Here is a 26,350-nt window from a genome sequence, read left to right as displayed (position 1 = left end):
AATATTGAGATTTAAAACTCTTAATGAGTATGTTTAGGGTTAAAACCGTCTTCACTAACTTCAGCCGGCACATAATCGGCCACCATTTCAGCTTCGTAATCAATTTTTTCTCCTTTAGATAATCTGCGGATGATTCCTTCCATGATCTGGTAGATTACAGGAACAACAATCAGGGTCAGGAATAACGAAGAAATCAATCCTCCGATAATTACCCAGGCCAATCCGTTTTTCCATTCTGCTCCTGCTCCTGAAGCTAATGCAATCGGGAACATACCGAATACCATCGCAATTGTCGTCATTAAGATCGGACGCAAACGAGCGTGATTCGCCTGAATCAAAGCTGTTCTGATGGATTCTCCGGCAGCTCTTCGCTGATTCGTATAATCGACCAGCATGATCGCATTCTTACACACCAGACCAATCAACATGATAATACCTAAAATCGTAAAGATATTCAGGGAGTTATTTGTCAGGGCTAATGCTAATAAAGCACCAATAAACGAAAGCGGGATTGCAAACAATACCACAAACGGGTGAACGAAACTGTCGTACAAACTCACCATTACCAGGTAAACCAAAATAATCGCAGCTAATAAGGCAATTCCTAAAGTACCAAATCCTTCGGATTGGTTCTCCTGGTCACCTCCCCAGATGTAGTTTACTCCGGCCGGTTTTTTCAGTTTGTCTAATTTTGCCTGCCATTGTGTTACAATTGTTCCGGACGGAACCCCAACGTTTTGTCCTTTTACCGTTACCGATGCAGATTTATCTCTTCGCTCTAACTGGCTAGGTCCTGAACCTTCGGTAATATCAGCAAATTGGGATAACTTAATTTGTTGCCCTGATGCATTAACGAAAATCAAATTACTTACATCTGTAATACTTTTTCTGTCGAAAGCATTGTATCTGATGTTGATATCATATTCGTATTCTCCGGCTCTGTATTTACCATCTGTATTTCCGCTAAAAGCAGTCTGCATGGTTAAACCAACGGTTTGAAGTGTCAGTCCTAAAGCAGCCATTTTATCACGGTCTACCTTAACGTTTACTTCAGGATTTCCATCTTCAACAGTTAACTTAATCTCTGTTGTTCCGGGAATCGTACGTAATTCTGCTTCCGCTAATTTAGCAAAGGCCATAGCACTTTCTGTTGAAGGTCCGGTTACGATTAATCCTAAAGTAGCATCTTCGGCAGTTCCTAAGATACCTACGGGAACTGTTTTTACTTTTGCTCCTACTAATACTTTTTCAAGCTTACGTTTGATTTTTGCCGCATAAACATTGGCATCATCGGTACGGTCTTTTTGTTCGATCATTTTTACGTCAATCTCTGCTTTGTAAGCGGTAGCCTGTGATGCTCCAAAACCTTCACTGGTTTGTCCAACCGTTGTAATCTGGCTGTGCACATATTCCTGAGATTTTAAATAAGCTTCTGCTTTTTGTGTCATGAAGTTCGTTTGTTCTAACGAAGCATCTTTCGGCATTTCGATCTGAACTAAGAATTCTCCACTATCAGAAGAAGCGAAAAACTCTCCACCAATAAAGCCGCCCAGTCCGAAGATTGACCCAAAGAACAAGATCAGTACCAGAACAATGGTCTTACCATAATTATCCAGACACCAGGTTAACAATTGAGAAATCCAGTTGGTGAAACGTGTTAAATAGTTTTCGAAACCAAGAATAATTCTTCCGAATAAATTCTTTCCTTCGATATGTTCCAATTTACCGTAACGGGAGGATAGCCATGGAATAATGGTAAACGAAGCTAAAAGTGATAATAAGGTTGAAATAATTACCGTCACACAAAATTGTGTAATAATATTAGAAACCAATCCGGAACTCATTGCAATAGGCAGGAACACTACCACAATTACCAATGTAATCGAAGTTACCGTTCCTCCAATTTCAGCAGTTCCGTCATAGGAAGCCCGAATCTTATTTTTACCCATCTCCATATGTCGGTAAATATTCTCGAGGACCACAATCGCATCATCGACCAGAATCCCGACGACCAGAGACAATCCTAATAAACTCATTAAGTTCAGGGTGTATCCCATTAAATAAATACCAATAAAGGTAGCGATCAAAGAGGCCGGAATCGAAACCATTACGATCAATGAGTTTCTAATACTGTGCAGGAAGAACAACATTACAAGCGCTACCAGAACTACGGCGATTAATAAATCGTGAACTACAGAATCTGCGGCTTCAAGAGTAAAAACAGTACTGTCTTTTGCTACTTCAAGTTTTAGCTGATTCGATTTATAATCATTTTCGAGAATCGCAATTGTTTTTAATAATTGCTCACTTACTGCCACCGCATTCGCGTCAGATTGTTTTACGATTTGCAAAACAATAGCGCTTTTTTGATCTACACGAGAGATTTTTTCCGCGATTTTCTGAGTATCCTGAACATCGGCAATATCACTTAAACGAACCTGAATTCCGTTTTGAGAAGAAACGACTAAGTTTCTTAATTCTGTAACGTTTTTGTATTTACCTGCTAAACGAATTAATATTTTCTGGTCACGTGTCTGGATGTTTCCGGTTGGAAAATCCAGATTGGAAGTCAGAATAGTTTGTTGTACCTGCGGAACCGATAATCCGTAACCCTGCATTTTTACAGCGTCAAGGTTCACCTGAATTTCACGCTCTGAACCACCGATAATATTTACCTGAGCGACACCTTGTACACGGGATAAAATTGGCGCAATTTTTTTGTCAATTAAGTCATAAAATGCTGCTTCGTCCATTTTTCCGTTGGCACCAAGGGTCATAATTGGTAAATCACTCAGCGAGAATTTGGTCAGTGCCGGCGTTTTTACATCCTCCGGCAAATCACTAATGATCGCATTTATTTTACGCTGTGCATCATTTAAAGAGAAATCGACTTTTGCATTTGAGGTTAGTGTAATCGAAACAATAGACAAACTTTCGTAGGACTTTGAGTCAATTTTTTTAACATTCTCTAAGGACGCAATCGCATCTTCAATTTTTTTGGTTACCGTATTTTCTACCTCACTCGGAGAAGCTCCGGGATAAACCGTAGAAATTGTAATAACGTTTTGTTCAAATTTAGGGATCAGCTCATAACCTAACTGGCTGTAACTGAACAATCCACCAAGAATCAGAATCGTAAACAATACGATTACCAACGACGGACGTTTTATGGATATTTCGGCTAATTTCATATATTTTGCTTTAGGCTGTAGGCTTTAGGCAATAAGCTTAATGCTTATGGCGTATTGCTTAATGCTTTAAATTATTTAATAATTTCTACTGTATTACCGTCTTGTAAGTTAATCTGACCCGTAACAATTACAGTTTCTCCATCAGTCAGTCCGTTGATGATTTCTACCTGATCTCCTAAAATTCTTCCGGCAGTTACTTTTCTTAATTTTGCGATCCCTTTTTCAACTACAAAGATTTCATTGCTGCTCACACTTCCTACGAAAGCATTACGCGGTACAACCATCAGGTTTTGTTTTTGTTGTTTAGAACCGAAGTTTCCTGTTCCGTACATACCTGCTTTCAAATCATTATCTGAGTTGTTTGCGATTTCAATTTCAACAGGAAAGTTTAAACTTTCGTCTGCTTTTGCAGCGATAAAAGTAATTTTTCCGGAAAAAGCTTTGTCAGGATATACACTGGCTGTAATGTTTACTGCATTCCCTACCTTTAAACTGGCCACCTGGCTTTCGTTTACGGTCACTTTCAATTTTAATTTAGAAACGTTTACAATATCAAACAATGCTGTTGCCGGCATTCCTGATAAAATAGATCCCGGCTCAATATATTTTTTATTGATAAATCCGTTTATTGGTGCTTTTACTTTCGTATCACCCACATTAATATTGGCTTGAGTTAAGCTGGACTGCGCATTTGTTAAGGCTAATTTTGCCTGATCTACTTGTTGTTTGGTAACACCTCCTGTTTTGAAAGCATTTTCATATCTGGCGTAATCTGATTTTGCATTTTGGTAAACGGCTTGTGCCTGTTGTGCACTTACGTTGATTACATCACCTCTAACGGTCAATAAAGTCTGACCTACTCTTACGTAATCTCCTTCTTTAGCCAGAACGCTGATTACTTTTCCTGATTTTTCAGCAGAGAAAGTCAATTCCTGGATAGGTTCAAAGTTTCCGTTAGCTACGAAACTTAATGAAACTTCTTCTGTTTTTACGGCTGCCACTTTTACGGAAACTGCTGCATTTTTCTCCGCAACAATATCGGTTTTTGCTTTATTTTCCTTCTTATTATTGTTTAAGATATATCCAATTACACCTAAGGCTGCAATTATGATTACGATAGTTATAATAGTTTTCTTCATTTTGTTTCTAGTTATTTAAAAGAGTTTTTAGTTCGCCTTTTGATTTGATTAATGCTACCTCGGCAATTTTATAATTCAGTACTGCTCTGGTATAATTGTTTTGTGCTTCCAGTGATGCATTTTCAGAATCTAATAAATCTGTTAATGATGCCAGTCCCTGAAGATAATTGTTTTTGGTATTGTCTAAAATTTCTTTAGCCAGTCGCATGTTTTCTTTTTGATTCTCGATCGTTACCAGATTATCGTCAATCTGAGCGATGGCATTTCTGTAATCTAAATCAAGAGAAAGTTTCGTGTCTTTCATATCTTCCTGAAGGGATCTGATCTGAACATCTGCCTGTCTTACTTTGGCACGGGTTCCAAAACCTGTGAAGATTGGTACATGTAAGTTTAACCCGATTGCAGAGTAATCTGACCAGTAGACCCCGTCTTTTGGTTTTGCAAACCAGGGAAATTCAGGTCCCTGACCAATATAATTATAACCAGCTGTTAATGAAAGCGTCGGGTAATATCCTGCTTCAACAGCTTTCTTATTGTACACTAAAAGCTCTTCCTGTTTTTTCAAAAGCAGGTATTCTGTTCTGTTTTCAACATTGGCCTGTTCTGTTAAAGACGCAGGAATCACTTCAAATTCTTCTTTTGGCATATCGATTTGCGTTTCAATAGGCATTCCCATATAAAACTTCAACGCATTTTCCTGTAAAGTAATCTGGTTTTTAATCTGCTGACGTTCGGTGTCGATATTAGACATCTTAACCACGATACGGTCTAAGTCAATTTTTTTGGCTAAACCATTATCAAACTGCCCTTTTACGATATCGCGAACTTTTGTTGTGTTTACGTAATTACTGTCTAATAAAACCAATCTTTCTTTTTGTACAAATACAGAATAATAGTTGTTTGCTACTCTTTCAATAACCTGTTCTTCTGTTAACTGATTGTTGATCTGATAAAACTCACGTGTCGTTCTGGCTGCTTTTAAACCTGTAAAAACAGACTGATCAAAGATGGCCTGAGTTAAGGAAAGCCCTGCAGTTGAAGTCCATTTTTGACCAAATGCTGCCTGAATTGTTGTTCCAGGCGCTCCAAAACCTGCTCCGTCAATTACTGTTGTCTGAATAATCGGATTGTAGGTTAAGTTTCCGTTTGCAGAAATTTGAGGTAAAGCTCTTGAGCGTACTTCCTGAATTTTATACTCGCTGTTTTCAACCTCTAATTTCGATTTCTTAGCATCGGCTTTGTTCTGAAGCGCGTAGGTAAGGGCATCTTTTAAGGTTAGTGTTTTGACTTGTGCGCTGACACTTAAGCCAATTGAACACAAAAATATAAGAATTATTCTTTTCATAGATTGATGATTAAATGGTAATTTTTTTAAGTTGTTTTTCTAATTCCAGTATTCCTTCGGGCGTTGCCATCGCTCTGGTATGATATTCCAGGGCTTCTAATTCTATTTGCTGGGCTTCTCTTTCTGAAACCGTATTTTCATTAATATGAAATATCAGTGTGTAATAAAACTTTACATAAACATCTATATTTAGATTCGGACGATATAGTTTTTCCCGAATTCCCTTCTCGATGTTCTCTCTGAAATATCTGGTGCACTGGTCAATTTCATGGGACAATACATTTTGATATATTTCAGGATAATGCTTTTTTAACTGGTAAATAGGAGACGTATCTGAATTGTTCTTAAACATGTCCCGAAACATTTCCCTGATTTCAAAATTTTCGTGAATTGCATTGTAATTCTTCTCGACTATGGTATCAATAATTTCATGTACCTGTTTATGAACCATTGAAGTACTTTCTTCAATTAAGACCTCTTTGTTGCAAAAATATTTGTAAATCGTTTTTTTTGAAATACACATTTCACCTGCAATGTCATCCATAGTAACACTTTTGAAACCCAGTTTCAAAAACAAGTCACTCGCTTTTGCTATGATTTTCTCTTTCATTTTAATTTTCAAATTGTATTACAAATATAAACAGGAAACTCTATTTGTAAAAAACAGTTTCCATTAAATTTGTAATAATTTTACATTAATTTGCTCATTGTAAGAATTATATGCAGAACTCTAAATTAGCGATCAGTTTCATGTCTTTTCCCAATGCCAGGCCTCCGTTATGATTAAATGAATTATAATCTAAACCAAAATCCTGTCTCTTGATATTTCCTGTAATTTCAAAAGCGACCTTCTTTTTGCCATCATAAGAATTGATCCCAATAAACTCCGCATCCAGTTCTACCACCTTTGTCACATCTTTTATCGTGAGATCTCCTTTGAAAAAATTGATGTTATTATTGACCTTCTGAAAAGAAGTCGATTTAAAACTAATGATCGGATGCTCGTTTACATTAAACAGGTCGTTCAGCTGTAAATGCGTATCGATTTGCTGAAAGCTGTCGTTTTTGTTGTTTATATCTAAAGAAAATTCAACAGAAGCATCTTCAATTTCATTGTCTTCAATATTCACATAGCCGTCAAATTTATTTGCAGTTCCTCCTAAATAGGCAATAATCGAATGTCTCATTTTAATTAAAACATCTGACTGGCTAGAATCAATGGTCCATGTTGTTTTCATAAATATCTGATTTTATTGAGTTTCTTAATCACTCCTTTTTTTCACGGAAACTTTTTTAGTGTCCTGAGTTTCCATTTGAAAGTGCAAATATAAAAAGGAAACTCTAAACACCAAGAAAGTTTCCAAGTTTTTTCAAAAAAATTTTAACACATTACAAATGAAAAGGCAAAAAATCAATTTTTACGGCACAATTCCTTTTAAATTTAGGAACTAATTATTCATAATTGAATTGTATCTTTGAGCCTCGTAAATCAGAATTTCACTTTATGCACAATATTAGTCAGTACCAGGATTTCTTTATAAGCTATTTAAAAAGCCAAAAAATCAACAAAGAGCCAAAAAATCTTTATGAACCTATGGAATATATTTTAGGTCTTGGCGGAAAAAGGATGCGTCCGGTACTCACGTTAATGTCGGCAGAAGTTTTTGATGCCGATTATAAAAAAGCACTTCCGGCAGCAATGGCTGTGGAAGTTTTTCATAACTTTTCTTTAGTGCATGATGACATTATGGACGACGCCCCTTTGCGAAGAGGACAAGTAACCGTCCATGAAAAATGGAACATCAATACCGGAATTTTATCCGGCGATGCCATGCTGATCCTGGCGTATCAGTATTTTGAGCAATACGAACCGGCTATTTTCAGGAATCTGGCAAAATTATTCAGCAAAACAGCCCTGGAAGTCTGTGAAGGCCAGCAATGGGATGTTGATTTTGAGGAAAGAACCGATGTCACCATTCCGGAATACCTGAAAATGATTGAATACAAAACAGCTGTTTTAGTTGCTGCAGCCATGAAAATGGGCGCTATTGTGGCGGAAATTTCTGAAAAAGACGCCGATTTAATTTACGAATTCGGACTTAATCTGGGATTAGCTTTCCAGCTTCAGGACGATTACCTGGATGCATTTGGAGATCCGGAAACTTTTGGAAAACAGGTTGGCGGAGATATTATAGAAAATAAAAAAACCTATTTATATTTAAAATCATTAGAATTTTCTTCTGCAGACAAAGCCTTACAATTGGAAAATTTATTCCATCTACAACTGGAGGATAATTCAGCTAAAATTGAAACCGCAAAAGCTATTTTTAATGAATCCGGCGCCTCAAAAGCAACACGGGAAGCTATCGAAATGTATACGCTGAAAGCTTTTAAAACGCTCGAAAAAATGGCCATTTCTGAAGAAAAAAAGAAAATCCTGAAAACCTTTGGAGAAAATCTGATGGGAAGAACGGTTTAATATTCCGTGCAATTTTCAGATAGAAATCTACAATCATAAATCAGCAATCTAAATAAAAATCAAATGTTTGTAGCCCCAAAAAACGCAGATTCGTTATTAGTTGAAGCCCAGTCCGAAGCTTTATACCTCAAATTGATTGAGCAGATCAACAAAGATTTTAATCTGGCCAACGAAGGAATCGATTTTCCACTGAGTATTTCACCTGACGAGATAAAAATTCAGCTGCACGAAAAAATATACCGCATGATTCAGTATAAATTTGCAGAATACCTGAATCTTCTTTACATCATTGACGTCTCCGAAAGCGAAATAAAAAAACTCGACGGTTCTGATTTGGTAGTTCTTGCCGAACAGGTTTCTTTTCTGATCTTAAAAAGGGAATGGCAGAAAGTTTGGTTTCGGAATTATTATAAATAGAGAGGTGCTGAGTGGATAAGACTCTGAGGTTCTGAGATTTGCTCTCATATTATAAAAAAAGTTCCCTGATAAAAGAACTAATTTTAAAACAATCATCTATATCCTCACTATCAAAACAGGACCAATAGTACATTATAAAAATATTAAAGAAAACTTAGAAACTCAGCATCTCAGAACCTTAGCCTCTCAGAATCAAAAATAAACCCTCACAAAAGGCATAAATGCCGATCCGTATAGACTTCTGTCATCATCAAACAAAACATCATAACGGGCACCAATCGTGACGCTTCCGGTTCTGTAACCTGCTCCCAGGTACAGGGCAGTATCCCAGTAATTATCAGAAAATGCAGGCCTGAAACTATTCGATTCGTAATCTGTATTGACACGGACCTGTTCTAATTCGGCAGACAATTGAATCTCCGGAATCGGATTTACCAATCCAACGATGCTTCCGCCGTAAACAAAAGAATTATAGTAGTTTTTAGAAGACAAATAGCCAAATTGCAAGCCAACACCAACAGCTACGATTTCATTAATATTATAAATAGCGCTTGGCATAACAGAAATATCAGTATAACCGGAACCAATCCCTAAACCAAGACCACCACCAAACTGAACCCTCTCCCAAAAACCGGTAGTATTATCTATAACATAGTTTTGTTGTGTCTGACTAACAGCAAGATTTGAAAACAAGAACATCAAAATCACAAAAAAGGATTTGAAAACGATTGAAAAATGATTTTCCTTCATGGTTATCTCTAGTTTTAACAAATTTTTACGTAAAAGTACGTAAAAAAAGGATTTAAATAAATGCGATTGTTGTACTTTTGCCATTCTATTTAACAAAAAGTATATTCACTAATATTATGGATAGGTTTTCATTTTTAAATGCAGCGCATACAGAGTTTTTCGCACAATTATACGATCAATATTTAGTAAATCCGGATAGCGTTGAGCCAAGCTGGAGAAGCTTTTTTCAGGGTTTTGACTTTGGAATGACCACTTATAATGACGAAAATCCTGTTCAGCAAATCGTTGAATTTGCCTCAAACAACACAGATTACAGTCAGGTTTCTGAAAAGTTACAAAAAGAATTTAATGTATTAAAATTAATTGACGGATATCGCACGCGTGGACATTTGTTTACCAAAACAAATCCGGTTCGTGACCGTAGAATTTCCTCTCCTAATCTTGATATCGAAAACTTTGGTTTATCAAGTGCTGATTTATCAACCGTTTTTGATGCTGCTAAAGTTATCGGAGTCGCACCATGTTCTTTACAAGACATTATCACACGTCTTCAAACTATTTACTGCCAGCATATTGGTATTGAATACATGTACATTCGTAACCCCGGTGTTGTAAAATGGATTCAGGATAAATTAGCTGTAAATGTGAATCAGCCTAATTTCTCAGGTGACGAAAAGAAAATCATCTTAGAAAAATTAAACGAGGCCGTTTCTTTCGAAAACTTTTTACATACGAAATATGTAGGTCAGAAAAGATTTTCATTAGAAGGGGGAGAAACCATCATCCCGGCTCTTGATGCTTTGATCGAAAAAGCTGCAGAAAAAGGTGTTGAACAATTTGTAATGGGAATGGCACACCGTGGCCGTCTGAACGTTTTAGCCAATATCTTCGGTAAATCTACCCAGGATATCTTTGGTGAATTTGATGGTAAAGATTACGATCAGGAATATTTTGATGGTGACGTAAAATACCACTTAGGACTTACCGCTGACAAGAAAACAAGAACCGGAAAAAATATTAATATCAATTTAGCACCAAACCCTTCTCACTTAGAAACAGTTGGAGCCGTGATTGAAGGTATTACCCGCGCAAAACAAGATAAATATTACGCTGATGATTTCTCAAAAGTATTACCAATTGCCGTTCACGGTGATGCTGCAATCGCAGGTCAGGGTATTTTGTATGAAATCATTCAAATGGCACAGCTTGACGGATACAAAACAGGAGGAACAATTCATATCGTCATCAACAATCAGGTTGGATTTACGACCAATTATTTAGATGCCCGTTCATCTACTTATTGTACAGATGTTGCCAAAGTGACACTTTCACCGGTATTACACGTAAATGCTGATGATGCTGAAGCGGTGGTTCATGCAGTTTCATTTGCATTGGATTACAGAATGGAATTTGGCCGTGACGTGTTTATTGACTTATTAGGATACAGAAAATACGGTCATAACGAAGGTGATGAGCCTCGTTTTACACAACCGGTTTTATATAAAATCATCGCAAAACATAAGAACCCAAGAGACATTTATGCAGAGAAATTATTGTCTGATGGTGTAATTGATGCGACTTATGTAAACGCTCTGGAAAAAGAATACAAATCGAATATGGAGGAGAATTTAGAAGCTTCCCGTAAAAAAGATTTGACCATTATCACACCATTCATGAAAAACGAATGGGAAGGATTTGTTCAGGTAACTGATACGCAAATGCTTCAAAAAGTGGACACTACTTTTGATAAAGATGGCCTGGATTCTATTATCAATACAATCTCAACGTTACCGTCAGACAAGAAGTTCATCAACAAAATAACTAAAATTGTTACAGACAGAAAAGCAGGATACGACAATAACACTATCGACTGGGGAACTGCTGAAGCACTAGCTTACGGTTCACTTTTGACGGAAGGATTTGATATCCGTATTTCAGGTCAGGACGTGGAACGTGGTACCTTCTCTCACCGTCACGCTGTAGTTAAAGTAGAAGATTCTGAAGAAGAAGTAATTTTACTGGATGCCATCGAAAACAAAAAAGGAAAATTCGGAGTATTCAATTCCCTTTTATCGGAGTATGGAGTTCTTGGTTTTGATTACGGTTACGCTTTGGCGAATCCAAAAGCACTGACCATCTGGGAAGCACAATTTGGAGATTTCTCTAACGGAGCCCAAATTATGATTGACCAATACATTTCATGCGGAGAAGACAAATGGAACAACCAAAACGGTATCGTTTTATTATTGCCTCACGGTTATGAAGGTCAGGGAGCAGAACACTCTTCTGCCAGAATGGAGCGTTACTTACAGCTTTGTGCAAGACAAAATATGTATGTGGCAGACTGTACAACGCCAGCCAACTTCTTCCACTTGTTAAGAAGACAAATGAAAACGAATTTCCGTAAACCTTTGGTCGTTTTCTCTCCAAAAAGTTTATTGCGTGATCCAAGATGTGTTTCAACAGTAGAAGAATTAGCTAAAGGAAGTTTCCAGGAAACTATCGACGATACTACAGTAGACAAAAAAGCGGTAAAAACATTAGTTTTCGTAACGGGTAAATTCTACTACGACATTGTAGCTGAAAGAGAAAACAACGGAAGAAATGACGTTGCAGTGGTTCGTATCGAGCAATTATTCCCATTACCAGTAGAACAGTTAAAAGCAATTATTGCACAATATCCAAATGCTGACGATTATGTTTGGGCACAGGAAGAGCCTAAAAACATGGGAGCTTACAGCTTTATGTTAATGAATTTTGATCTTGTAAAATGGAGGTTAGCTTCATTAAAAGCTTATGCTGCTCCGGCATCAGGTAGTTACACAAGAGCAAAACGCCGTCATGCAGATGCGATCAGAATGGTATTTGATAAAAACTTATTTAGATAAAAAAAATGTTTCAAGTTTAAAGTTTCAGGTTTAACCCTAACATGAAACTTTAAACAATTAAAACTTTAAACAAAAACAAGATGATTTTAGAAATGAAAGTCCCATCACCAGGGGAATCAATAAAAGAAGTTGAAATTGCAACTTGGTTAGTAAAAGACGGAGATTATGTAGAAAAAGATCAGGCTATTGCCGAAGTTGATTCCGATAAAGCAACTCTTGAATTACCGGCTGAAATGAGCGGAATTATTACGCTAAAAGCAGAAGAAGGTGATGCAGTTGCTGTAGGAGCTGTAGTTTGTTTAATTGATACTGATGGTGTAAAACCTGCAGGAGATGCTCCGGCAGCACCGGCAGCGGAAGCGCCAAAAGCAGAGGCTCCGAAAGCGGAAGTAAAAGCAGAAGCTCCAAAAGCGGAACCTGCACCCACAGCAGCACCAGCAACGTATGCTACAGGAACTCCATCTCCGGCAGCAAGAAAAATATTAGACGAAAAAAACATAGCACCGGCAACCATTTCAGGAACTGGGAAAGGCGGTAGAATCACCAAAGATGATGCTGTAAATGCAGTACCTTCTATGGGAACTCCGACAGGAGGAAGCCGTGGAAGCGAGCGTACTAAATTATCAATGTTGCGTCGTAAAGTCGCAGAAAGATTAGTTGCTGCGAAAAACGAAACAGCAATGTTAACGACTTTCAATGAAGTTAACATGACACCAATCAACCAGATTCGTAATGAATATAAAGATGCTTTCAAAGCAAAACATGGTGGTCTTGGTTTAGGTTTTATGTCTTTCTTTACAAAAGCAGTGACAAGAGCGTTACAATTATATCCTGATGTGAACTCAATGATGGATGGTGATTATAAAATCGCTTACGATTTTGCTGATATCTCAATCGCAGTTTCAGGACCAAAAGGATTAATGGTTCCTGTAGTTCGTAATGCGGAATTGTTAACTTTCCGTGGAATTGAAGCGGAGATTAAAAGATTAGCCCTTAGAGCACGTGACGGTCAGATTACGGTTGACGATATGACCGGAGGTACTTTTACAATTACTAATGGTGGTGTTTTTGGAAGTATGTTGAGTACACCAATTATCAACCCTCCTCAATCAGGAATTTTGGGAATGCACAACATTATTGAGCGTCCGATTGCTGTAAACGGTAAGGTAGAAATTCACCCAATGATGTATGTTGCCCTTTCTTATGACCACAGAATTATCGACGGACGTGAGTCAGTTGGTTTCCTTGTTGCCGTAAAAGAAGCTTTAGAAAACCCGGTAGAATTATTAATGAATGGCGATGCTAAACGTGCTTTAGAATTGTAGTTCTTATTAATTTTCATAACATACAAAAACCTGTTCATTCATTTGAGCAGGTTTTTTTTTTATTAATATGGGCTTAAATTCTGCTCTAGATGTTAATTTTTTGAATAAACGTAAATTTTACCCTTTAAAAAATATTTTATTTAGAATAAATAAAAATAGCTTGTTTAGTTAAGACTCAACCACTAAATTTGCACTATTAAAATCAATTCTAAATAAAAATGAAATCTAAATTTACAATATTACTTTTGAGTTTCTGTTTTTTTGTATTGGCAAATACGTCAATTTCCGCACAGGAAAAAGGTACCATAAAGGGCCAGATCAGTATATCAAATAATGATGCGGCAGATAATGTTTCTGTAGTACTTAAAGGAACAAAAATAGGAACAACCACAGATAGTCACGGTTTCTATGAAATTAAAAATGTTAAACCGGGAAGCTACGTGATAAGAGTTTCTTCTGTTGGATATTCCAGTAAAGAAAAAAGTGTAACAATTAATAGTGGAGACGAATTAGTAGAAGATTTCAAGATTGTTGCAAATTCTGAAGAACTAGATGAAATTGTAGTAAATGGAAATGCTAAAAAAAATACTTTTGCACGCAAGGAAACACAGCAGGTATCAAAAATGCCTCTTAAAAATCTTGAAAATCCACAAGTTTACAGTACAATTACAAGCGAACTTTTAAAAGAACAAGTTGTAACTAACCTTGAGGATGCTCTTAAAAATGCTCCGGGATTAACACCGCTTTGGGCTTCAACAGGTCGCGGTGGTGATGGTGCGGGATATTTTTCTTTGAGAGGATTTGCCGTTCAGCCTACAATGATTAATGGATTGCCAGGATTAACCAATGGAAGTCTTGATCCTGCTAATATTGAAAAGATTGAAGTTATAAAAGGACCCTCAGGAACTTTGTTTGGAAGCAGTTTAATTTCTTATGGAGGTTTAATTAATTTAACTACAAAAAAACCATACGATCATTTTGGCGGGGAAGTTAATTACACTGCCGGAAGTTATGGTCTAAACAGAGTTACTGTAGATGTAAACACTCCTTTAGATGAGGAGCACAAAATAAATATTCGCGTAAACTCTGCTTACCATAGTGAAAACAGTTTTCAGGATGCAGGATTTAAAAAATCATTCTTCTTTGCCCCATCACTTTCATATAACGTAAATGATAAACTTTCGTTTTTCATCAATACAGAATTCATGAAAAATAAAGCAACCAATCCTACTATGTTATTTTTAGACAGAGGAACTGCTTTAAGAGTCCATAATATGGGTGAATTAGGCTATGATAACAAACGTTCTTATACAAGTAATCAACTTGCAATTGAAACGCCATCATACAGTCTTCAGGGACAAATGAACTATAAGTTCTCTGATGAGTGGACTTCTCAAACTGTAGTTTCAAGAGGCTCATCATCATCAGAAGGATTTTACAGTTATATATATGAAGGTACACGATTTGCACCAGCTGCTATAAGTGAAGGAATTGTTTTAGGACGTTTTATGAATTACCAAAATTCAACAACGCTAACAACAGACATTCAACAAAACTTCATCGGAGACTTTAAGCTTGGAAATTTAAGAAACAGAATTGTTGTTGGTTTAGATTATTTCAATAGAGGGCAAATTGATAATGGTTCCGGATATGTATCAAATGGTAATATCTATATTGGTAATCTGGATTTAAAAACTGTGAATGAAAATCTCTATGGAATCACGGATCCTAAAGATTATATTACAAATGGTGATAATGGAAATCTAACTAAAGCCGGAGCTGATGCTCTTGTCGCTAATGCACCTATAAACAACAATAAAACAAAACAAGAAGTATACAGTGTTTATGCATCCGATGTAATCAATATTACTCCTGCATTATCTGCAATGGCCAGTTTACGTGTAGATCGCTTTATGACAGCGGGAGATTTAAGTACAAAAGCTGATGATTTTAATCAAACTGCTTTTTCTCCAAAATTCGGATTAGTTTATCAGCCAATTATCGACAAAGTATCTCTTTTTGCTAATTACATGGATGGTTTTGCTAATTCAGCTCCTGTAACTGAAATTTTAGCAGATGGAAGTACACGTCCAAGAACTTTTAATCCGGAACATGCTAATCAATTTGAAGTTGGGACAAAATTAAATATCTTTAAGGATAAACTTTATGCAACATTCAGTTACTACAATATTGAAGTTAAAGATCAGGTGTATGTTGTTTATGGCGCTACCACTCAAACTGCTTTTCAGGATGGAGCACAAAAAAACAAAGGTTTTGAAGCTGAAATCGTTTCTAATCCAATTGATGGTTTAAATATTGTTGCCGGATATAGTTATAATGATGGCATTTTACTTGCCGGTGATCCTGATTTCGTAGGCCACAGACCAGAAAGCGCCGGACCTCAAAATTTAGCCAACCTATGGGCAAGCTATAAATTCCCGGAAGGTGATTTAAAAGGATTTGGTTTAGGTTTTGGAGGAAATTATGCCAGTAAAAACAAAATAATGAACCGCACAATTGTTGGAACTTTTACTCTTCCGGAATATACCGTTATGAACTCTTCCATATTCTACGGAACAGAAAAATTCACATTAACTTTGAAGATTGATAATATCGCAAATGTTGATACCTATGACGGATGGTCAACCATCCATCCGAGAAACATGCGCAGTGCAGCAGCAAGTTTTACCTATAAATTCTAACAAAATAAACATAAAACATCTTTCCCTTTAACCGGAAAGGTGTTTTATAAATTTATAAAATCATGATAACAATAGCCGGTCTTTTCGTTTTTATCTCTTTTTATATGTTTTATTACACTTCCAGAAAAGCCGTGCTTTCTTATGATTATGGTTTTGAAAAATGGATGAATAATAACCCCGGACCCACCAAAATTTCAGGGTTGGCTGTACTTCTTTTGGCTTATTTCTTATTGTTGTTTACAAAAGCTCCAGGAACCGGAACCTTATTGTTTTTCATTCAGTTAATGACCATCGGAAGTTTGATTGTTATCTTATCCCCGCTCAAAGTCGTGAATAGTAAAGCTGTCGCGCTACTTTTTATCCTTAGCGGACTAATAGAAATTTATTACTATTAAATATGCCTGCAAATCCTAAATACCTGACGCAATCAAAATGGCAGCGTTTTGCCAAAATAACAGCGGCTATACTTGGCGGCTATTTCGTTTCTGTGAGTTTTCATCTGGCGCTGGCATCCTGGTTTAATCGCGTCAATATAATTATGACAATGGCTTTTACAGGATTTATTCTCTGGGTTGCCTTAATGGTTATTGCCTTTTTAGCGAAAAGCGGATTAAAAATCTGGGGAATCTATTTGTTGCTTACCCTTATTTTTTGTGGCATAATCTATCTCGGCCAAACCTATAATCCTATTACCAAATAAGCCATGAACAACAGAAACTATAATATCTATTTTCATACGCATACCGTAAGCGGAATCGTGATAAGCGTGGTCTTGTTTGTTATTTTCTTTGCCGGATCTTTTTCTTTTTTCAGAGACGAAATAATCAATTGGGAACGTGGCGAATCTGTTGCCCTGACCAAAGAAATGCAGCTGAACTACGATGCAACTTTAACAGCTCTAGATAAAAAATACAATTTAGCAGGAAGAACGATTTCTATTTCAAAAGCGAGTAACGAAAGACGTGTAAATATTTACATGGAAGGTACTAAAGATACTTTGGCGCCTGCCAGACAAAAAGAAAGCCAGTTCTTCTATTTAGATACCGAAAATCTAAAAACGCAAACGTATGAGGAATCCTATTCCTTAGGCGAATTCCTGTACAGACTTCATTTTCTGGCACAGGTTCCTTACCCGGTTGGTTATTATCTTTCCGGTTTTGTGGCTTTATTTTTTCTATTTGCTATTGTAACCGGAGTGTTACTGCACTGGAACAAAATTGTTTCTAATTTTTATACGTTCAGGCCAAAAGAAAAACTGAAAACATTATGGACCGATTCGCATACCGCTTTAGGTATGATTGGTTTGCCTTTTCAGTTTGTGTATGCCGTAACCGGAGCCTTTTTTATGATCAAGCTTCTGATCGTGGCTCCAAGTGTAATGGCTTTATACAAAGGAGATCAGAATAAACTATATGATGAATTAGAATACAATAACCCTGTATTTAAATTTGAAAACAAAAAAATAGCCAATCCCTTTAGTATAAATGAATTCGTAGCTAATGGCAAAAACAATTGGAAAGATTTTGAAATCAACAGCGTGCAGATTCAGAATTACGGAGATGCCAACATGCATGTTATCGTTGAAGGTGAACTGCCATACGATAAAAAATTTACAGCCGTTGGGAAAATAATCTATAAAGTAGCTGACGGAAAGGTGATCGCCAAAAAAGATCCCGTGACCGACAACAAATATCTGGATGTAGTCAAAAATGTCTTATATCGTATTCACTTTGGAGATTATGGCGGATATGCCCTTAAAATCATCAGTTTTGTGCTTGGGATCATTACGTGTTTTGTAATTATTTCCGGAGTTATGATTTGGCTGGTAGCCAGAGATAAGAAAAACCTGCCCGAGAAAAAACGTCGTTTTAACAACTCTGTGGTCCGTATTTATTTAGCCGTTTGCCTGAGCATGTATCCGGTTACAGCATTGGCTTTTATTGCGAACAAGGCTTTTTATCCGCTTAGCCAGGAGAATATATACAGTGTTTATTTTATCAGCTGGCTCGTATTAATTGTATTCTTCTTATTGAAAAGAGATATAAATTTCACCAATAAATGGTGTCTGATCTCAGGAAGTATTCTAGGGTTTATAGTTCCTATTGCCAATGGTATTTGTTCCGGAAATTGGTTCTGGAAAACTTTTGCAGCAGATCAAAGGCAGATTTTCTTTATCGATATCTTCTGGATTGTACTCGCTTCACTTACCTTGTTTATTTCTTTCAAATTAAAAAAAGCAAAAGCAGATCGTTAAGAAACATTTTAAAAACAAATGGCCCGGATTAATTTCCGGGCCATTTGTTTTTATTGTTAGAATTAAACCTGTACATTTTGTTTTCAGTACTAAATAAAAGACATAAAAAAAACCGCTGATTAAAGCGGTTCTTTCTTATTCATCTGAAATTATCTTAATTTCTATTTGCTAAAGCATTTTTCTGTAAATTTTTAACTGAACTTACTGTACTGTTTTCGTAAGCAACTTCGCTAAGGCTGTTTTCATTAAAGAAAATCCATTTTCCGGTTTTCAGTCCGTTTGTATATTCCCCTACAGCAACTTTATTTCCTTTTTCATCATATGATACCCAAACGCCATCTAATTTACCATCCTTAAAAAAGCCTTCTTGTTGTACTTTACCATTATCATAGTAATAGGTAGCTTTTACTGTATTTCCAACAGCTTCTAATTCCGGTTTTTTCTCTTGTGCAACTAAAATTCCAGAGAACAATATTGCAACTAAAATTACACACTTTTTCATATCTTGTAGGTTTTAATGTTATCAAATCTTTACCAAATATAATCAAATGTTTACATTAAAAAAACTTTTACTTAACAATTTGGTAACATTGAATAAAAACTTAACATTGGAAATCAGAACGATACAAAAAAAACCAGTGCTCAGGCACTGGTTTTACTGGTATTTTAGCTAAATAACATATTTACGATAACGTTGTAAATTTGATCATAAATTACTTTAATAACGAGTCTAACTGCGTTTGAAGCTCTGGAGAAGAGGGTCTGGCAGCATCAGCACTCACCACATTCCCCTGCGGATCGATCAAAATAAACCTTGGAATTCCGGTTACATCATAGCTGGTTACAAAAGCAGATTTCCAGTCACTGTCAGAAAATAACTGAATCCCTCCCAGTTGTTTATCGGTTACGAATTTTTTCCATTTTTCGTGGTCTTTTAGTACATCGACAGAAATACTGACAAACTCGATATTTTTTCCGTGATATTTTTCTTCTACTTTTTGCAGGAATGGAATCTCAGCTCTGCACGGACCACACCAGGTTGCCCAAAGATCAATATACACATACTTTCCTTTTAAATCTGAAAGTTTCGTTTTTCCGCCCTTGTGGTTTTCATAATCAAATGCAGCTGAAGGTTTTCCAACAAAGCCCTTCATCTTAGCGGCACTTTCATACATCTGCACAGCGTATTGATTAAACTGCTCGAATGATTTTTTTAGGTTTGTTTTAAATTCAGCATCAAAATCACCTTTTTCAATATTTTCCAGATCAGATTTTGTTTTTCCGTCTAATAAGGATTTAAATTCAGCGGCTTCTTTAGCGAACGCTTCATTTTGAAATTTCTCGTCCTTTAAAGCCTGTTGTGCTAAAAAATTACTCTCATTAGTTCCTTTTCCTTTATATACAATGGTTTCGTCAAATTCCTTAGCATTCATGGTCAGGTTCACTTCAGCACCCGGTTTCAGAAATAAAGTAGATGATTCTACTCCGTCAGAAAACCGATAAAACCCTTTTGGGGCTTCAAAAGTAGCAGCAAAAACTTCTTTTTTATCAATCGGAATAACTTGTTTGAAATTATTAGCCCCTTTAATGACTAAGGTATCACTGTTTCTGTTCGTAATTTTAGCCGTAAATTTGATTGGATTTTTGACTTGTCCAATACCATTCAGGGCACTGAAAATCAATAAACCAGCAACAAAAAGTTTTCTCATATCTAATATAGTTTTGTTTATAGTGACTCAAAACTAAATAAATTCTGTCTTCAAAATTTAAGAATTAACAAAATATTTCATTTTAACACCATCTAGTTATCTACTTTTCTATATTAATTTGAATTTTGTGTTTACTTTTGCAGTCTAAAATTGAGATCATGTATAGAAGTCATAATTGTGGCGAGTTAAACGCCTCAAATATTAATACGGAAGTTACACTAGCGGGTTGGGTTCAAAAATCACGCGATAAAGGATTTATGAACTGGGTTGATTTACGCGACCGTTACGGAATCACACAACTTATTTTCGACGAGAGCCGTTCTGATAAAACGGTTTTTGAACTGGCCAAAACACTTGGAAGAGAATTTGTAATTCAGGTAAAAGGAACTGTTATTGAGCGTGAAGCCAAAAACAAAAACATTCCGACTGGTGATATCGAAATTTTAGTTTCTGAATTAACCATTTTGAATGCTGCTTTAACGCCTCCGTTTACAATTGAAGACGAAACAGATGGCGGGGAAGATATAAGAATGAAATACCGTTATCTGGATATTCGCCGTAATCCGGTAAAAAACAGTTTGCTTTTCCGTCACAAAGTGGCAATGGAAGTTCGTAAATACTTATCAGATCTTGATTTCTGTGAAGTGGAAACTCCTTACTTAATCAAATCAACTCCGGAAGGCGCAAGAGATTTCGTTGTTCCAAGCCGCATGAACGAAGGACAGTTTTATGCATTACCACAATCTCCGCAAACGTTCAAACAATTATTGATGGTGGGCGGAATGGATAAATATTTCCAGATTGTAAAATGTTTCCGTGACGAAGATTTACGTGCAGACCGTCAGCCTGAGTTTACACAAATTGACTGCGAAATGGCATTTGTGGAACAGGAAGATATCCTGAATGTTTTTGAAGGACTAACCAGACACTTACTAAAAGAAATTAAAGGTATTGAAGTAGAGAAATTCCCGAGAATTACCTACGACTACGCCATGAAAACATATGGAAATGACAAACCGGACATTCGTTTCGGAATGGAATTTGGCGAACTGAACGAATTTGCACAGCACAAGGATTTCCCGGTATTTAATGCTGCGGAATTAGTAGTAGGGATCGCCGTTCCGGGTGCAGGAAATTACACCCGTAAAGAAATTGACGGACTTATTGACTGGGTAAAACGTCCGCAAGTGGGTGCATCAGGAATGGTGTATTCCAAATGTAATGACGACGGAACTTACAAATCATCTGTAGATAAATTTTACGATCAGGAAGATTTAGCACAATGGGCAAAAATAACAGGCGCAAAACCGGGAGACATGATTTTTGTACTTTCTGGTCCTGCTGATAAAACCCGTGCACAGCTTTCAGCACTTCGTATGGAGTTGGCAACCCGTTTGGGACTGCGCAAACCGGAAGAATTTGCTCCGCTGTGGGTTGTAGATTTCCCGTTATTAGAGCTTGACGAAGAAAGCGGCCGTTATCATGCCATGCACCATCCGTTTACCTCTCCAAAACCAGAAGACATGCATTTACTGGAAACACAACCGGGGAAAGTACGCGCCAATGCTTACGACATGGTCCTGAACGGAAATGAAATTGGAGGAGGCTCTATTCGTATTCACGATAAAGCAACGCAACAGCTGATGTTCAAATATTTAGGATTTACCGAAGACGAAGCAAAAGCACAATTTGGCTTTTTGATGGATGCCTTTCAATTTGGAGCGCCGCCTCACGGAGGATTAGCTTTTGGTTTAGACCGTCTTGTTGCTATTTTAGGAGGTCAGGAAACCATCAGGGATTTTATTGCGTTCCCGAAAAACAATTCAGGGCGTGATGTTATGATTGATGCTCCTGCTAAGATTGATGATTCCCAACTAAAAGAATTACACATTAAAGTAGATTTGGTATAATTCAGTCAGAACTGAAAAAAATAAGGACCTGAAAAAATATTTAAAAGACAAAAATAAAGGTTGATTTAGGACATTCAAAAATCATAATTCAACCTTCAATAAAGTCAAAAAGTTCTTACTTTTTAACATATCTTTAATGGTTGCCATTTTAAAGTATGACATATCAAAAGAGTAGCAAAATAAATAGTAAAAACACTGTAAATCAATAATTTTTACAAAAAATTAACACCTTATTGTCTTTTGTATGAATTTATATATTACATTTGCTTCATTATAAATTATTATTACAATTACAATGCGTACAGGTACAGTAAAATTTTTCAATGAATCTAAAGGTTATGGATTCATTACAGACGAAGAAACAGGAAAAGATATCTTCGTTCACGCTTCAGGAATTAACGCGGAAGAATTACGCGAAGGAGACCGTGTAAGCTATGAAGAAGAAGAAGGAAGAAAAGGGAAAGTTGCTGCTAAAGTAGCAGTAATCTAAGAAAAATATAGCAATTTATTTTTTTTGCCTCTGAATGGTTTTAAAACGTTTCGATTTGTTTCGAAACGTTTTTTTTTTGCTCAAATCTTAAAAAAATAGTAAAAAAAGGAAAAGTTATTTATAATGAATAAAAATTAGACATAAACGATGTTTACGACCCTACTTAAATGCTTTTTTAGCTTGTGATTTACAGAGTTGGGCGCTATCTTTGTGGCTTATTTTTTAAGTAAAAAACCCCAAGTTTATGCAATCTGATCAATACAGCTATCTTCCTATTTTAATGCAGCTTATTCTTGCTGTTGGTTTTGTGGTAGGAACTATCATTATTTCCGGAAAATTAGGTCCAAAAAGAACCTCTGAGGTAAAAGATAAAAATTTCGAGTGCGGAATCGAATCTGTCGGTAATGCCCGTATTCCTTTTTCAGTAAAATATTTCCTGGTTGCCATTCTTTTTGTATTGTTTGACGTAGAGGTAATCTTCCTTTATCCGTGGGCAGTAAACTTCAAAGAACTGGGCATAGAAGGAATGCTGAAAATGATTGTTTTCATGGCTTTGCTTTTAGTTGGATTTTTCTATATCATCAAAAAGAAAGCTTTAGACTGGGAATAATAATTTATGATTTGAGATTTCAGATTTTAGATTTCTCAAATTGAAGATTTAACGATATTAAATTTGATTTTAATTTTTTACGATTTACCCAAATCTAAAATCTGAAATCTAAAATCTAAAATAAAATGAGCGATTCAAAAGTAAATATGGTTGCCCCTCCGGAAGGTGTTGTTGGTGAAGGTTTCTTTGCCACAAAACTAAATGATGTTGTAGGTATGGCACGCGCGAATTCTCTTTGGCCTTTACCGTTTGCAACTTCTTGTTGCGGAATCGAGTTTATGGCAACAATGGCTTCCCATTATGATTTGGCACGATTTGGTTCTGAACGTGTGAGTTTTTCTCCTCGTCAGGCTGATATGTTAATGGTTATGGGAACTATTTCCAAAAAAATGGCACCTATCTTAAGACAGGTGTATGAACAAATGGCTGAGCCTCGTTGGGTAATTGCTGTCGGAGCCTGTGCTTCATCAGGCGGAATTTTTGACACCTACTCTGTTTTACAGGGAATTGACAAAGTTATCCCTGTTGATGTTTACGTTCCGGGATGTCCTCCTAGACCAGAGCAAATTGTTGACGGTGTAATGAAACTACAAGAATTAGTAAGAAGCGAGTCTGTAAGACGCAGAAGTTCTCCTGAATACCAGGAATTATTAGCTTCATATAATATTTCATAAAATGGCATTAGAAAATACCCTGATTCAAGATAAACTTACAGAAACATTTGACACAAGTGTTTTTAACTTTCAGGAGGAAAGAGATATTTTTTCCCTGGAAACAACAGCTGATAAAATCACCTCTCTGATTCTTTTCCTGAAAAATGATGCTGATTTACGTTTTCACTTTTTAACAGACTTATGTGGTATTCACTACCCTGATAACGAAGTTGATCGTCAGTACGCAATCGTATATCATTTACACAACTGGTACGAGAACAAACGTATCAGAATCAAAGTTTATATCAACGGCGAAAAACCGGAAATAAAAACCATTTCAAATATTTTCCTAAGCGCCAACTGGATGGAAAGAGAAACCTACGATTTCTTCGGAGTAAACTTTATTGGTCATCCACAATTGAAACGTATTTTGAATATGGATGAAATGATCTCTTTTCCAATGCGAAAAGAATTCCCGCTGGAAGACAGCGGAAGAACGGATAAGGATGACAGATTCTTTGGAAGAACAACAACAAATTGCTAAAAAATAAATAATTCAACATTATAAAATGTCAGAACTATTATTACCACCAGAGCATCGCTATGCTAAAATAGTTAAGGATAAACTAAACGAAGACGGAAGCGAGCTTTCGGTTTTGAATTTAGGTCCAACACACCCTGCCACTCACGGTATTTTTCAAAATATCCTGTTGATGGATGGTGAGCGAATTCTTGAAGCTGAACCAACCATTGGTTACATCCACAGAGCTTTCGAAAAAATCGCCGAAAATCGTCCTTTTTACCAAATTACGCCTCTTACAGACCGTATGAACTATTGCTCCTCCCCGATCAACAATATGGGATGGTGGATGACTTTAGAAAAATTACTAAATATTGAAGTTCCCAAAAGAGCACAATACTTAAGAGTAATTGTAATGGAATTGGCGCGTATTACAGATCACTTAATTTGTAATTCGATTCTGGGTGTTGATACTGGTGCTTATACCGGTTTCTTATATGTTTTTCAATTTAGAGAAAAAGTTTACGAGATCTACGAAGAAATTTGTGGTGCCCGTTTAACAACAAATATGGGAAGAATCGGTGGTTTCGAAAGAGACTGGTCACCGGAAGCTTTCCGCAAACTGGATGTATTTTTAAAAGATTTTCCTGTCGCCTGGCAGGAATTTGAAAACTTATTCGAAAGAAACAGAATTTTCCTTGACAGAACTGTAAACGTTGGTGCAATCTCAGCAGAGAAAGCAATGGCTTACGGATTTACAGGTCCAAATTTACGTGCTGCCGGAGTTGATTACGACGTACGTGTTGCACATCCTTATTCGTCTTACGAAGATTTCGACTTTATTGTTCCTGTTGGAAAATCAGGTGATACATACGATCGTTTCTGTGTTCGTAATGCGGAAGTTCGTGAAAGTTTAAGTATCATTCGTCAGGCTTTGGACAAAATGCCGGCCGGAAACGAATATCATGCAGAAGTTCCGGATTATTACCTTCCTCCAAAAGAAGATGTTTACACTTCTATGGAATCTCTTATTTATCATTTTAAAATTGTAATGGGAGAAGTTCCTGTACCGGTTGCAGAAATTTATCACCCTGTTGAAGGTGGAAACGGAGAATTAGGATTCTATTTAGTTACTGACGGAAGCAGAACGCCTTACAGATTACATTTCAGAAGACCTTGTTTTATCTATTATCAGGCTTATCCTGAAATGATCAAAGGTGCTTTATTATCGGATGCAATTGTTATCCTTTCGAGTTTAAATGTAATTGCAGGAGAATTAGACGCGTAGAAAGTATTGTCGATTTTAGATTTTAGAATGTAGATTAAAAAATCTAAAATCAGAAATCTAAAATCTAAAATTAAAAGATTGCAGAATAGGGATTAAGGACAAAGATTTGAAAAAATCTAAAATCTAAAATCCGAAATCTAAAATAAAAATGGAACGTAAACATTACAAACAAGAAATAAACATGACTGAAGCATTGATGAACCGCATCAATGAATTAATCAGTCATTATCCGGAAGACAAAAGAAAATCAGCTTTGCTGCCTGTTTTGCATGAAGTGCAGGATGCGCATGATAACTGGCTGAGTACGGAGTTACAGGATAAAGTTGCCGAAATTTTGCACATCAAACCAATTGAGGTTTACGAAGTGGTTACTTTTTACACCATGTACAACCAAAAACCAATTGGAAAATACATGTTCGAATTTTGTCAGACTTCTTGTTGTTGTTTAAATGGTGCCGAAAATTTAATGGATTACACTTCTGAAAAATTAGGCATTAAAATGGGCGAAACAACTCCGGACGGAATGTTTACCATTGCCGGTGTAGAATGTTTAGGGGCTTGCGGATACGCTCCGATGATGCAGTTAGGCGATTTCTACAAAGAAAAATTGACAGAGGAAAAAATCGATCAGTTAATCGCTGATTGCAGAGACGATAAAATAATATTACACGATAAATAAG

The 26,350-nt window shown here is 36.4% G+C and carries 23 protein-coding genes; 15 read left to right on the top strand and 8 right to left on the bottom strand.

Features of this window, described 5'->3' with window-relative positions:
• Positions 1–20: 20 nt before the first annotated feature.
• From GJU43_RS07675 to GJU43_RS07655, 5 genes are all read right to left on the bottom strand, one after another.
• Positions 21–3,191 carry an efflux RND transporter permease subunit gene (locus GJU43_RS07675; RefSeq protein ID WP_154340194.1) on the bottom strand — a complete coding sequence of 1,057 codons (3,171 nt, stop codon included), beginning with the start codon at positions 3,189–3,191 and terminating at the stop codon, positions 21–23.
• A gap of 71 nt (positions 3,192–3,262) precedes the next feature.
• A complete protein-coding gene (locus GJU43_RS07670; protein ID WP_154340193.1) occupies positions 3,263–4,330 on the bottom strand; it encodes an efflux RND transporter periplasmic adaptor subunit in 1,068 nt (355 codons plus the stop codon).
• A 7-nt stretch (positions 4,331–4,337) separates the two neighbouring features.
• Positions 4,338–5,675 carry a TolC family protein gene (locus tag GJU43_RS07665; RefSeq protein ID WP_154340192.1) on the bottom strand — a complete coding sequence of 446 codons (1,338 nt, stop codon included), beginning with the start codon at positions 5,673–5,675 and terminating at the stop codon, positions 4,338–4,340.
• 10 nt (positions 5,676–5,685) lie between these two features.
• Positions 5,686–6,285 (bottom strand): TetR/AcrR family transcriptional regulator, encoded by a 600-nt coding sequence (locus tag GJU43_RS07660; RefSeq protein WP_154340191.1) that lies wholly within the window; start codon positions 6,283–6,285, stop codon positions 5,686–5,688.
• A 106-nt stretch (positions 6,286–6,391) separates the two neighbouring features.
• A complete protein-coding gene (locus GJU43_RS07655) occupies positions 6,392–6,913 on the bottom strand; it encodes a YceI family protein (protein WP_154340190.1) in 522 nt (173 codons plus the stop codon).
• Between the two features lie 266 nt (positions 6,914–7,179).
• Here GJU43_RS07655 and GJU43_RS07650 point away from each other — a divergent pair, with 266 nt between their 5' ends.
• Both GJU43_RS07650 and GJU43_RS07645 read left to right on the top strand, forming a co-directional pair.
• Entirely contained in the window at positions 7,180–8,154 is a 975-nt protein-coding gene (locus GJU43_RS07650) for a polyprenyl synthetase family protein (RefSeq protein WP_154340189.1), read from the top strand.
• 63 nt (positions 8,155–8,217) lie between these two features.
• A complete protein-coding gene (locus GJU43_RS07645; protein WP_154340188.1) occupies positions 8,218–8,571 on the top strand; it encodes a hypothetical protein in 354 nt (117 codons plus the stop codon).
• A gap of 192 nt (positions 8,572–8,763) precedes the next feature.
• On the opposite strand, the gene GJU43_RS07640 is transcribed toward GJU43_RS07645, so the two are convergent.
• Positions 8,764–9,321 carry a hypothetical protein gene (locus GJU43_RS07640; protein WP_154340187.1) on the bottom strand — a complete coding sequence of 186 codons (558 nt, stop codon included), beginning with the start codon at positions 9,319–9,321 and terminating at the stop codon, positions 8,764–8,766.
• 116 nt (positions 9,322–9,437) lie between these two features.
• On the opposite strand from GJU43_RS07640, the gene GJU43_RS07635 reads away from it, so the two are divergent.
• From GJU43_RS07635 to GJU43_RS07610, 6 genes are all read left to right on the top strand, one after another.
• Positions 9,438–12,209 carry a 2-oxoglutarate dehydrogenase E1 component gene (locus GJU43_RS07635; protein WP_154340186.1) on the top strand — a complete coding sequence of 924 codons (2,772 nt, stop codon included), beginning with the start codon at positions 9,438–9,440 and terminating at the stop codon, positions 12,207–12,209.
• An 80-nt stretch (positions 12,210–12,289) separates the two neighbouring features.
• Positions 12,290–13,534, top strand: coding sequence for a 2-oxoglutarate dehydrogenase complex dihydrolipoyllysine-residue succinyltransferase (gene odhB / locus GJU43_RS07630; RefSeq protein WP_154340185.1), 1,245 nt, complete (start codon positions 12,290–12,292; stop codon positions 13,532–13,534).
• 218 nt (positions 13,535–13,752) lie between these two features.
• Positions 13,753–16,236 carry a TonB-dependent receptor gene (locus tag GJU43_RS07625; protein ID WP_154340184.1) on the top strand — a complete coding sequence of 828 codons (2,484 nt, stop codon included), beginning with the start codon at positions 13,753–13,755 and terminating at the stop codon, positions 16,234–16,236.
• 62 nt (positions 16,237–16,298) lie between these two features.
• Positions 16,299–16,631 (top strand): hypothetical protein, encoded by a 333-nt coding sequence (locus GJU43_RS07620; RefSeq protein ID WP_154340183.1) that lies wholly within the window; start codon positions 16,299–16,301, stop codon positions 16,629–16,631.
• Between the two features lie 2 nt (positions 16,632–16,633).
• Positions 16,634–16,936 carry a hypothetical protein gene (locus tag GJU43_RS07615; protein ID WP_154340182.1) on the top strand — a complete coding sequence of 101 codons (303 nt, stop codon included), beginning with the start codon at positions 16,634–16,636 and terminating at the stop codon, positions 16,934–16,936.
• Positions 16,937–16,939: 3 nt separating this feature from the next.
• Positions 16,940–18,490, top strand: coding sequence for a PepSY domain-containing protein (locus tag GJU43_RS07610; protein WP_154340181.1), 1,551 nt, complete (start codon positions 16,940–16,942; stop codon positions 18,488–18,490).
• Positions 18,491–18,644: 154 nt separating this feature from the next.
• On the opposite strand, the gene GJU43_RS07605 is transcribed toward GJU43_RS07610, so the two are convergent.
• Both GJU43_RS07605 and GJU43_RS07600 read right to left on the bottom strand, forming a co-directional pair.
• Positions 18,645–18,992 (bottom strand): toxin-antitoxin system YwqK family antitoxin, encoded by a 348-nt coding sequence (locus GJU43_RS07605; RefSeq protein WP_154340180.1) that lies wholly within the window; start codon positions 18,990–18,992, stop codon positions 18,645–18,647.
• 211 nt (positions 18,993–19,203) lie between these two features.
• Positions 19,204–20,199 carry a TlpA disulfide reductase family protein gene (locus GJU43_RS07600; protein WP_154340179.1) on the bottom strand — a complete coding sequence of 332 codons (996 nt, stop codon included), beginning with the start codon at positions 20,197–20,199 and terminating at the stop codon, positions 19,204–19,206.
• 158 nt (positions 20,200–20,357) lie between these two features.
• Here GJU43_RS07600 and aspS point away from each other — a divergent pair, with 158 nt between their 5' ends.
• From aspS to GJU43_RS07565, 7 genes are all read left to right on the top strand, one after another.
• Positions 20,358–22,109, top strand: a complete 1,752-nt coding sequence (gene aspS / locus GJU43_RS07595; protein WP_154340178.1) for an aspartate--tRNA ligase — start codon at positions 20,358–20,360, stop codon at positions 22,107–22,109.
• Between the two features lie 295 nt (positions 22,110–22,404).
• On the top strand, positions 22,405–22,599 hold the full coding sequence (locus GJU43_RS07590; protein ID WP_007137066.1) for a cold-shock protein: 195 nt from the start codon (positions 22,405–22,407) through the stop codon (positions 22,597–22,599).
• A 244-nt stretch (positions 22,600–22,843) separates the two neighbouring features.
• Positions 22,844–23,209 (top strand): NADH-quinone oxidoreductase subunit A, encoded by a 366-nt coding sequence (locus GJU43_RS07585; protein ID WP_007809098.1) that lies wholly within the window; start codon positions 22,844–22,846, stop codon positions 23,207–23,209.
• Positions 23,210–23,334: 125 nt separating this feature from the next.
• Complete coding sequence (locus tag GJU43_RS07580) at positions 23,335–23,883, top strand: NADH-quinone oxidoreductase subunit B (protein ID WP_127338250.1); 549 nt, start codon at positions 23,335–23,337, stop codon at positions 23,881–23,883.
• 1 nt (position 23,884) lies between these two features.
• Positions 23,885–24,406 (top strand): NADH-quinone oxidoreductase subunit C, encoded by a 522-nt coding sequence (locus tag GJU43_RS07575; protein ID WP_154340177.1) that lies wholly within the window; start codon positions 23,885–23,887, stop codon positions 24,404–24,406.
• Positions 24,407–24,431: 25 nt separating this feature from the next.
• Positions 24,432–25,670 carry an NADH-quinone oxidoreductase subunit D gene (locus GJU43_RS07570; protein ID WP_154340176.1) on the top strand — a complete coding sequence of 413 codons (1,239 nt, stop codon included), beginning with the start codon at positions 24,432–24,434 and terminating at the stop codon, positions 25,668–25,670.
• Between the two features lie 148 nt (positions 25,671–25,818).
• Positions 25,819–26,349 (top strand): NAD(P)H-dependent oxidoreductase subunit E, encoded by a 531-nt coding sequence (locus GJU43_RS07565; RefSeq protein ID WP_047774917.1) that lies wholly within the window; start codon positions 25,819–25,821, stop codon positions 26,347–26,349.
• The last annotated feature ends 1 nt before the right edge of the window (position 26,350 follow it).

Origin of the sequence: Flavobacterium sp. LC2016-23, from assembly GCF_009674775.1 — a bacterium.
GTDB lineage: Bacteria > Bacteroidota > Bacteroidia > Flavobacteriales > Flavobacteriaceae > Flavobacterium.
Note: the sequence above shows the minus strand (reverse complement) of the source record. Positions and strands in the feature narration are given on the sequence as shown.

Coding starts and splice junctions, on each gene's coding strand:
- GJU43_RS07625 (WP_154340184.1), top strand. CDS start 13,753: ATGAAATCTAAATTTACAATATTACTTTTGAGTTTCTGTTTTTTTGTA.
- GJU43_RS07635 (WP_154340186.1), top strand. CDS start 9,438: ATGGATAGGTTTTCATTTTTAAATGCAGCGCATACAGAGTTTTTCGCA.
- GJU43_RS07570 (WP_154340176.1), top strand. CDS start 24,432: ATGTCAGAACTATTATTACCACCAGAGCATCGCTATGCTAAAATAGTT.
- GJU43_RS07675 (WP_154340194.1), bottom strand. CDS start 3,191: ATGAAATTAGCCGAAATATCCATAAAACGTCCGTCGTTGGTAATCGTA.
- GJU43_RS07585 (WP_007809098.1), top strand. CDS start 22,844: ATGCAATCTGATCAATACAGCTATCTTCCTATTTTAATGCAGCTTATT.
- GJU43_RS07655 (WP_154340190.1), bottom strand. CDS start 6,913: ATGAAAACAACATGGACCATTGATTCTAGCCAGTCAGATGTTTTAATT.
- GJU43_RS07645 (WP_154340188.1), top strand. CDS start 8,218: ATGTTTGTAGCCCCAAAAAACGCAGATTCGTTATTAGTTGAAGCCCAG.
- GJU43_RS07610 (WP_154340181.1), top strand. CDS start 16,940: ATGAACAACAGAAACTATAATATCTATTTTCATACGCATACCGTAAGC.
- GJU43_RS07620 (WP_154340183.1), top strand. CDS start 16,299: ATGATAACAATAGCCGGTCTTTTCGTTTTTATCTCTTTTTATATGTTT.
- GJU43_RS07565 (WP_047774917.1), top strand. CDS start 25,819: ATGGAACGTAAACATTACAAACAAGAAATAAACATGACTGAAGCATTG.
- GJU43_RS07670 (WP_154340193.1), bottom strand. CDS start 4,330: ATGAAGAAAACTATTATAACTATCGTAATCATAATTGCAGCCTTAGGT.
- GJU43_RS07650 (WP_154340189.1), top strand. CDS start 7,180: ATGCACAATATTAGTCAGTACCAGGATTTCTTTATAAGCTATTTAAAA.
- GJU43_RS07580 (WP_127338250.1), top strand. CDS start 23,335: ATGAGCGATTCAAAAGTAAATATGGTTGCCCCTCCGGAAGGTGTTGTT.
- GJU43_RS07640 (WP_154340187.1), bottom strand. CDS start 9,321: ATGAAGGAAAATCATTTTTCAATCGTTTTCAAATCCTTTTTTGTGATT.
- GJU43_RS07575 (WP_154340177.1), top strand. CDS start 23,885: ATGGCATTAGAAAATACCCTGATTCAAGATAAACTTACAGAAACATTT.
- GJU43_RS07660 (WP_154340191.1), bottom strand. CDS start 6,285: ATGAAAGAGAAAATCATAGCAAAAGCGAGTGACTTGTTTTTGAAACTG.
- GJU43_RS07600 (WP_154340179.1), bottom strand. CDS start 20,199: ATGAGAAAACTTTTTGTTGCTGGTTTATTGATTTTCAGTGCCCTGAAT.
- aspS (WP_154340178.1), top strand. CDS start 20,358: ATGTATAGAAGTCATAATTGTGGCGAGTTAAACGCCTCAAATATTAAT.
- GJU43_RS07665 (WP_154340192.1), bottom strand. CDS start 5,675: ATGAAAAGAATAATTCTTATATTTTTGTGTTCAATTGGCTTAAGTGTC.
- odhB (WP_154340185.1), top strand. CDS start 12,290: ATGATTTTAGAAATGAAAGTCCCATCACCAGGGGAATCAATAAAAGAA.
- GJU43_RS07590 (WP_007137066.1), top strand. CDS start 22,405: ATGCGTACAGGTACAGTAAAATTTTTCAATGAATCTAAAGGTTATGGA.
- GJU43_RS07615 (WP_154340182.1), top strand. CDS start 16,634: ATGCCTGCAAATCCTAAATACCTGACGCAATCAAAATGGCAGCGTTTT.
- GJU43_RS07605 (WP_154340180.1), bottom strand. CDS start 18,992: ATGAAAAAGTGTGTAATTTTAGTTGCAATATTGTTCTCTGGAATTTTA.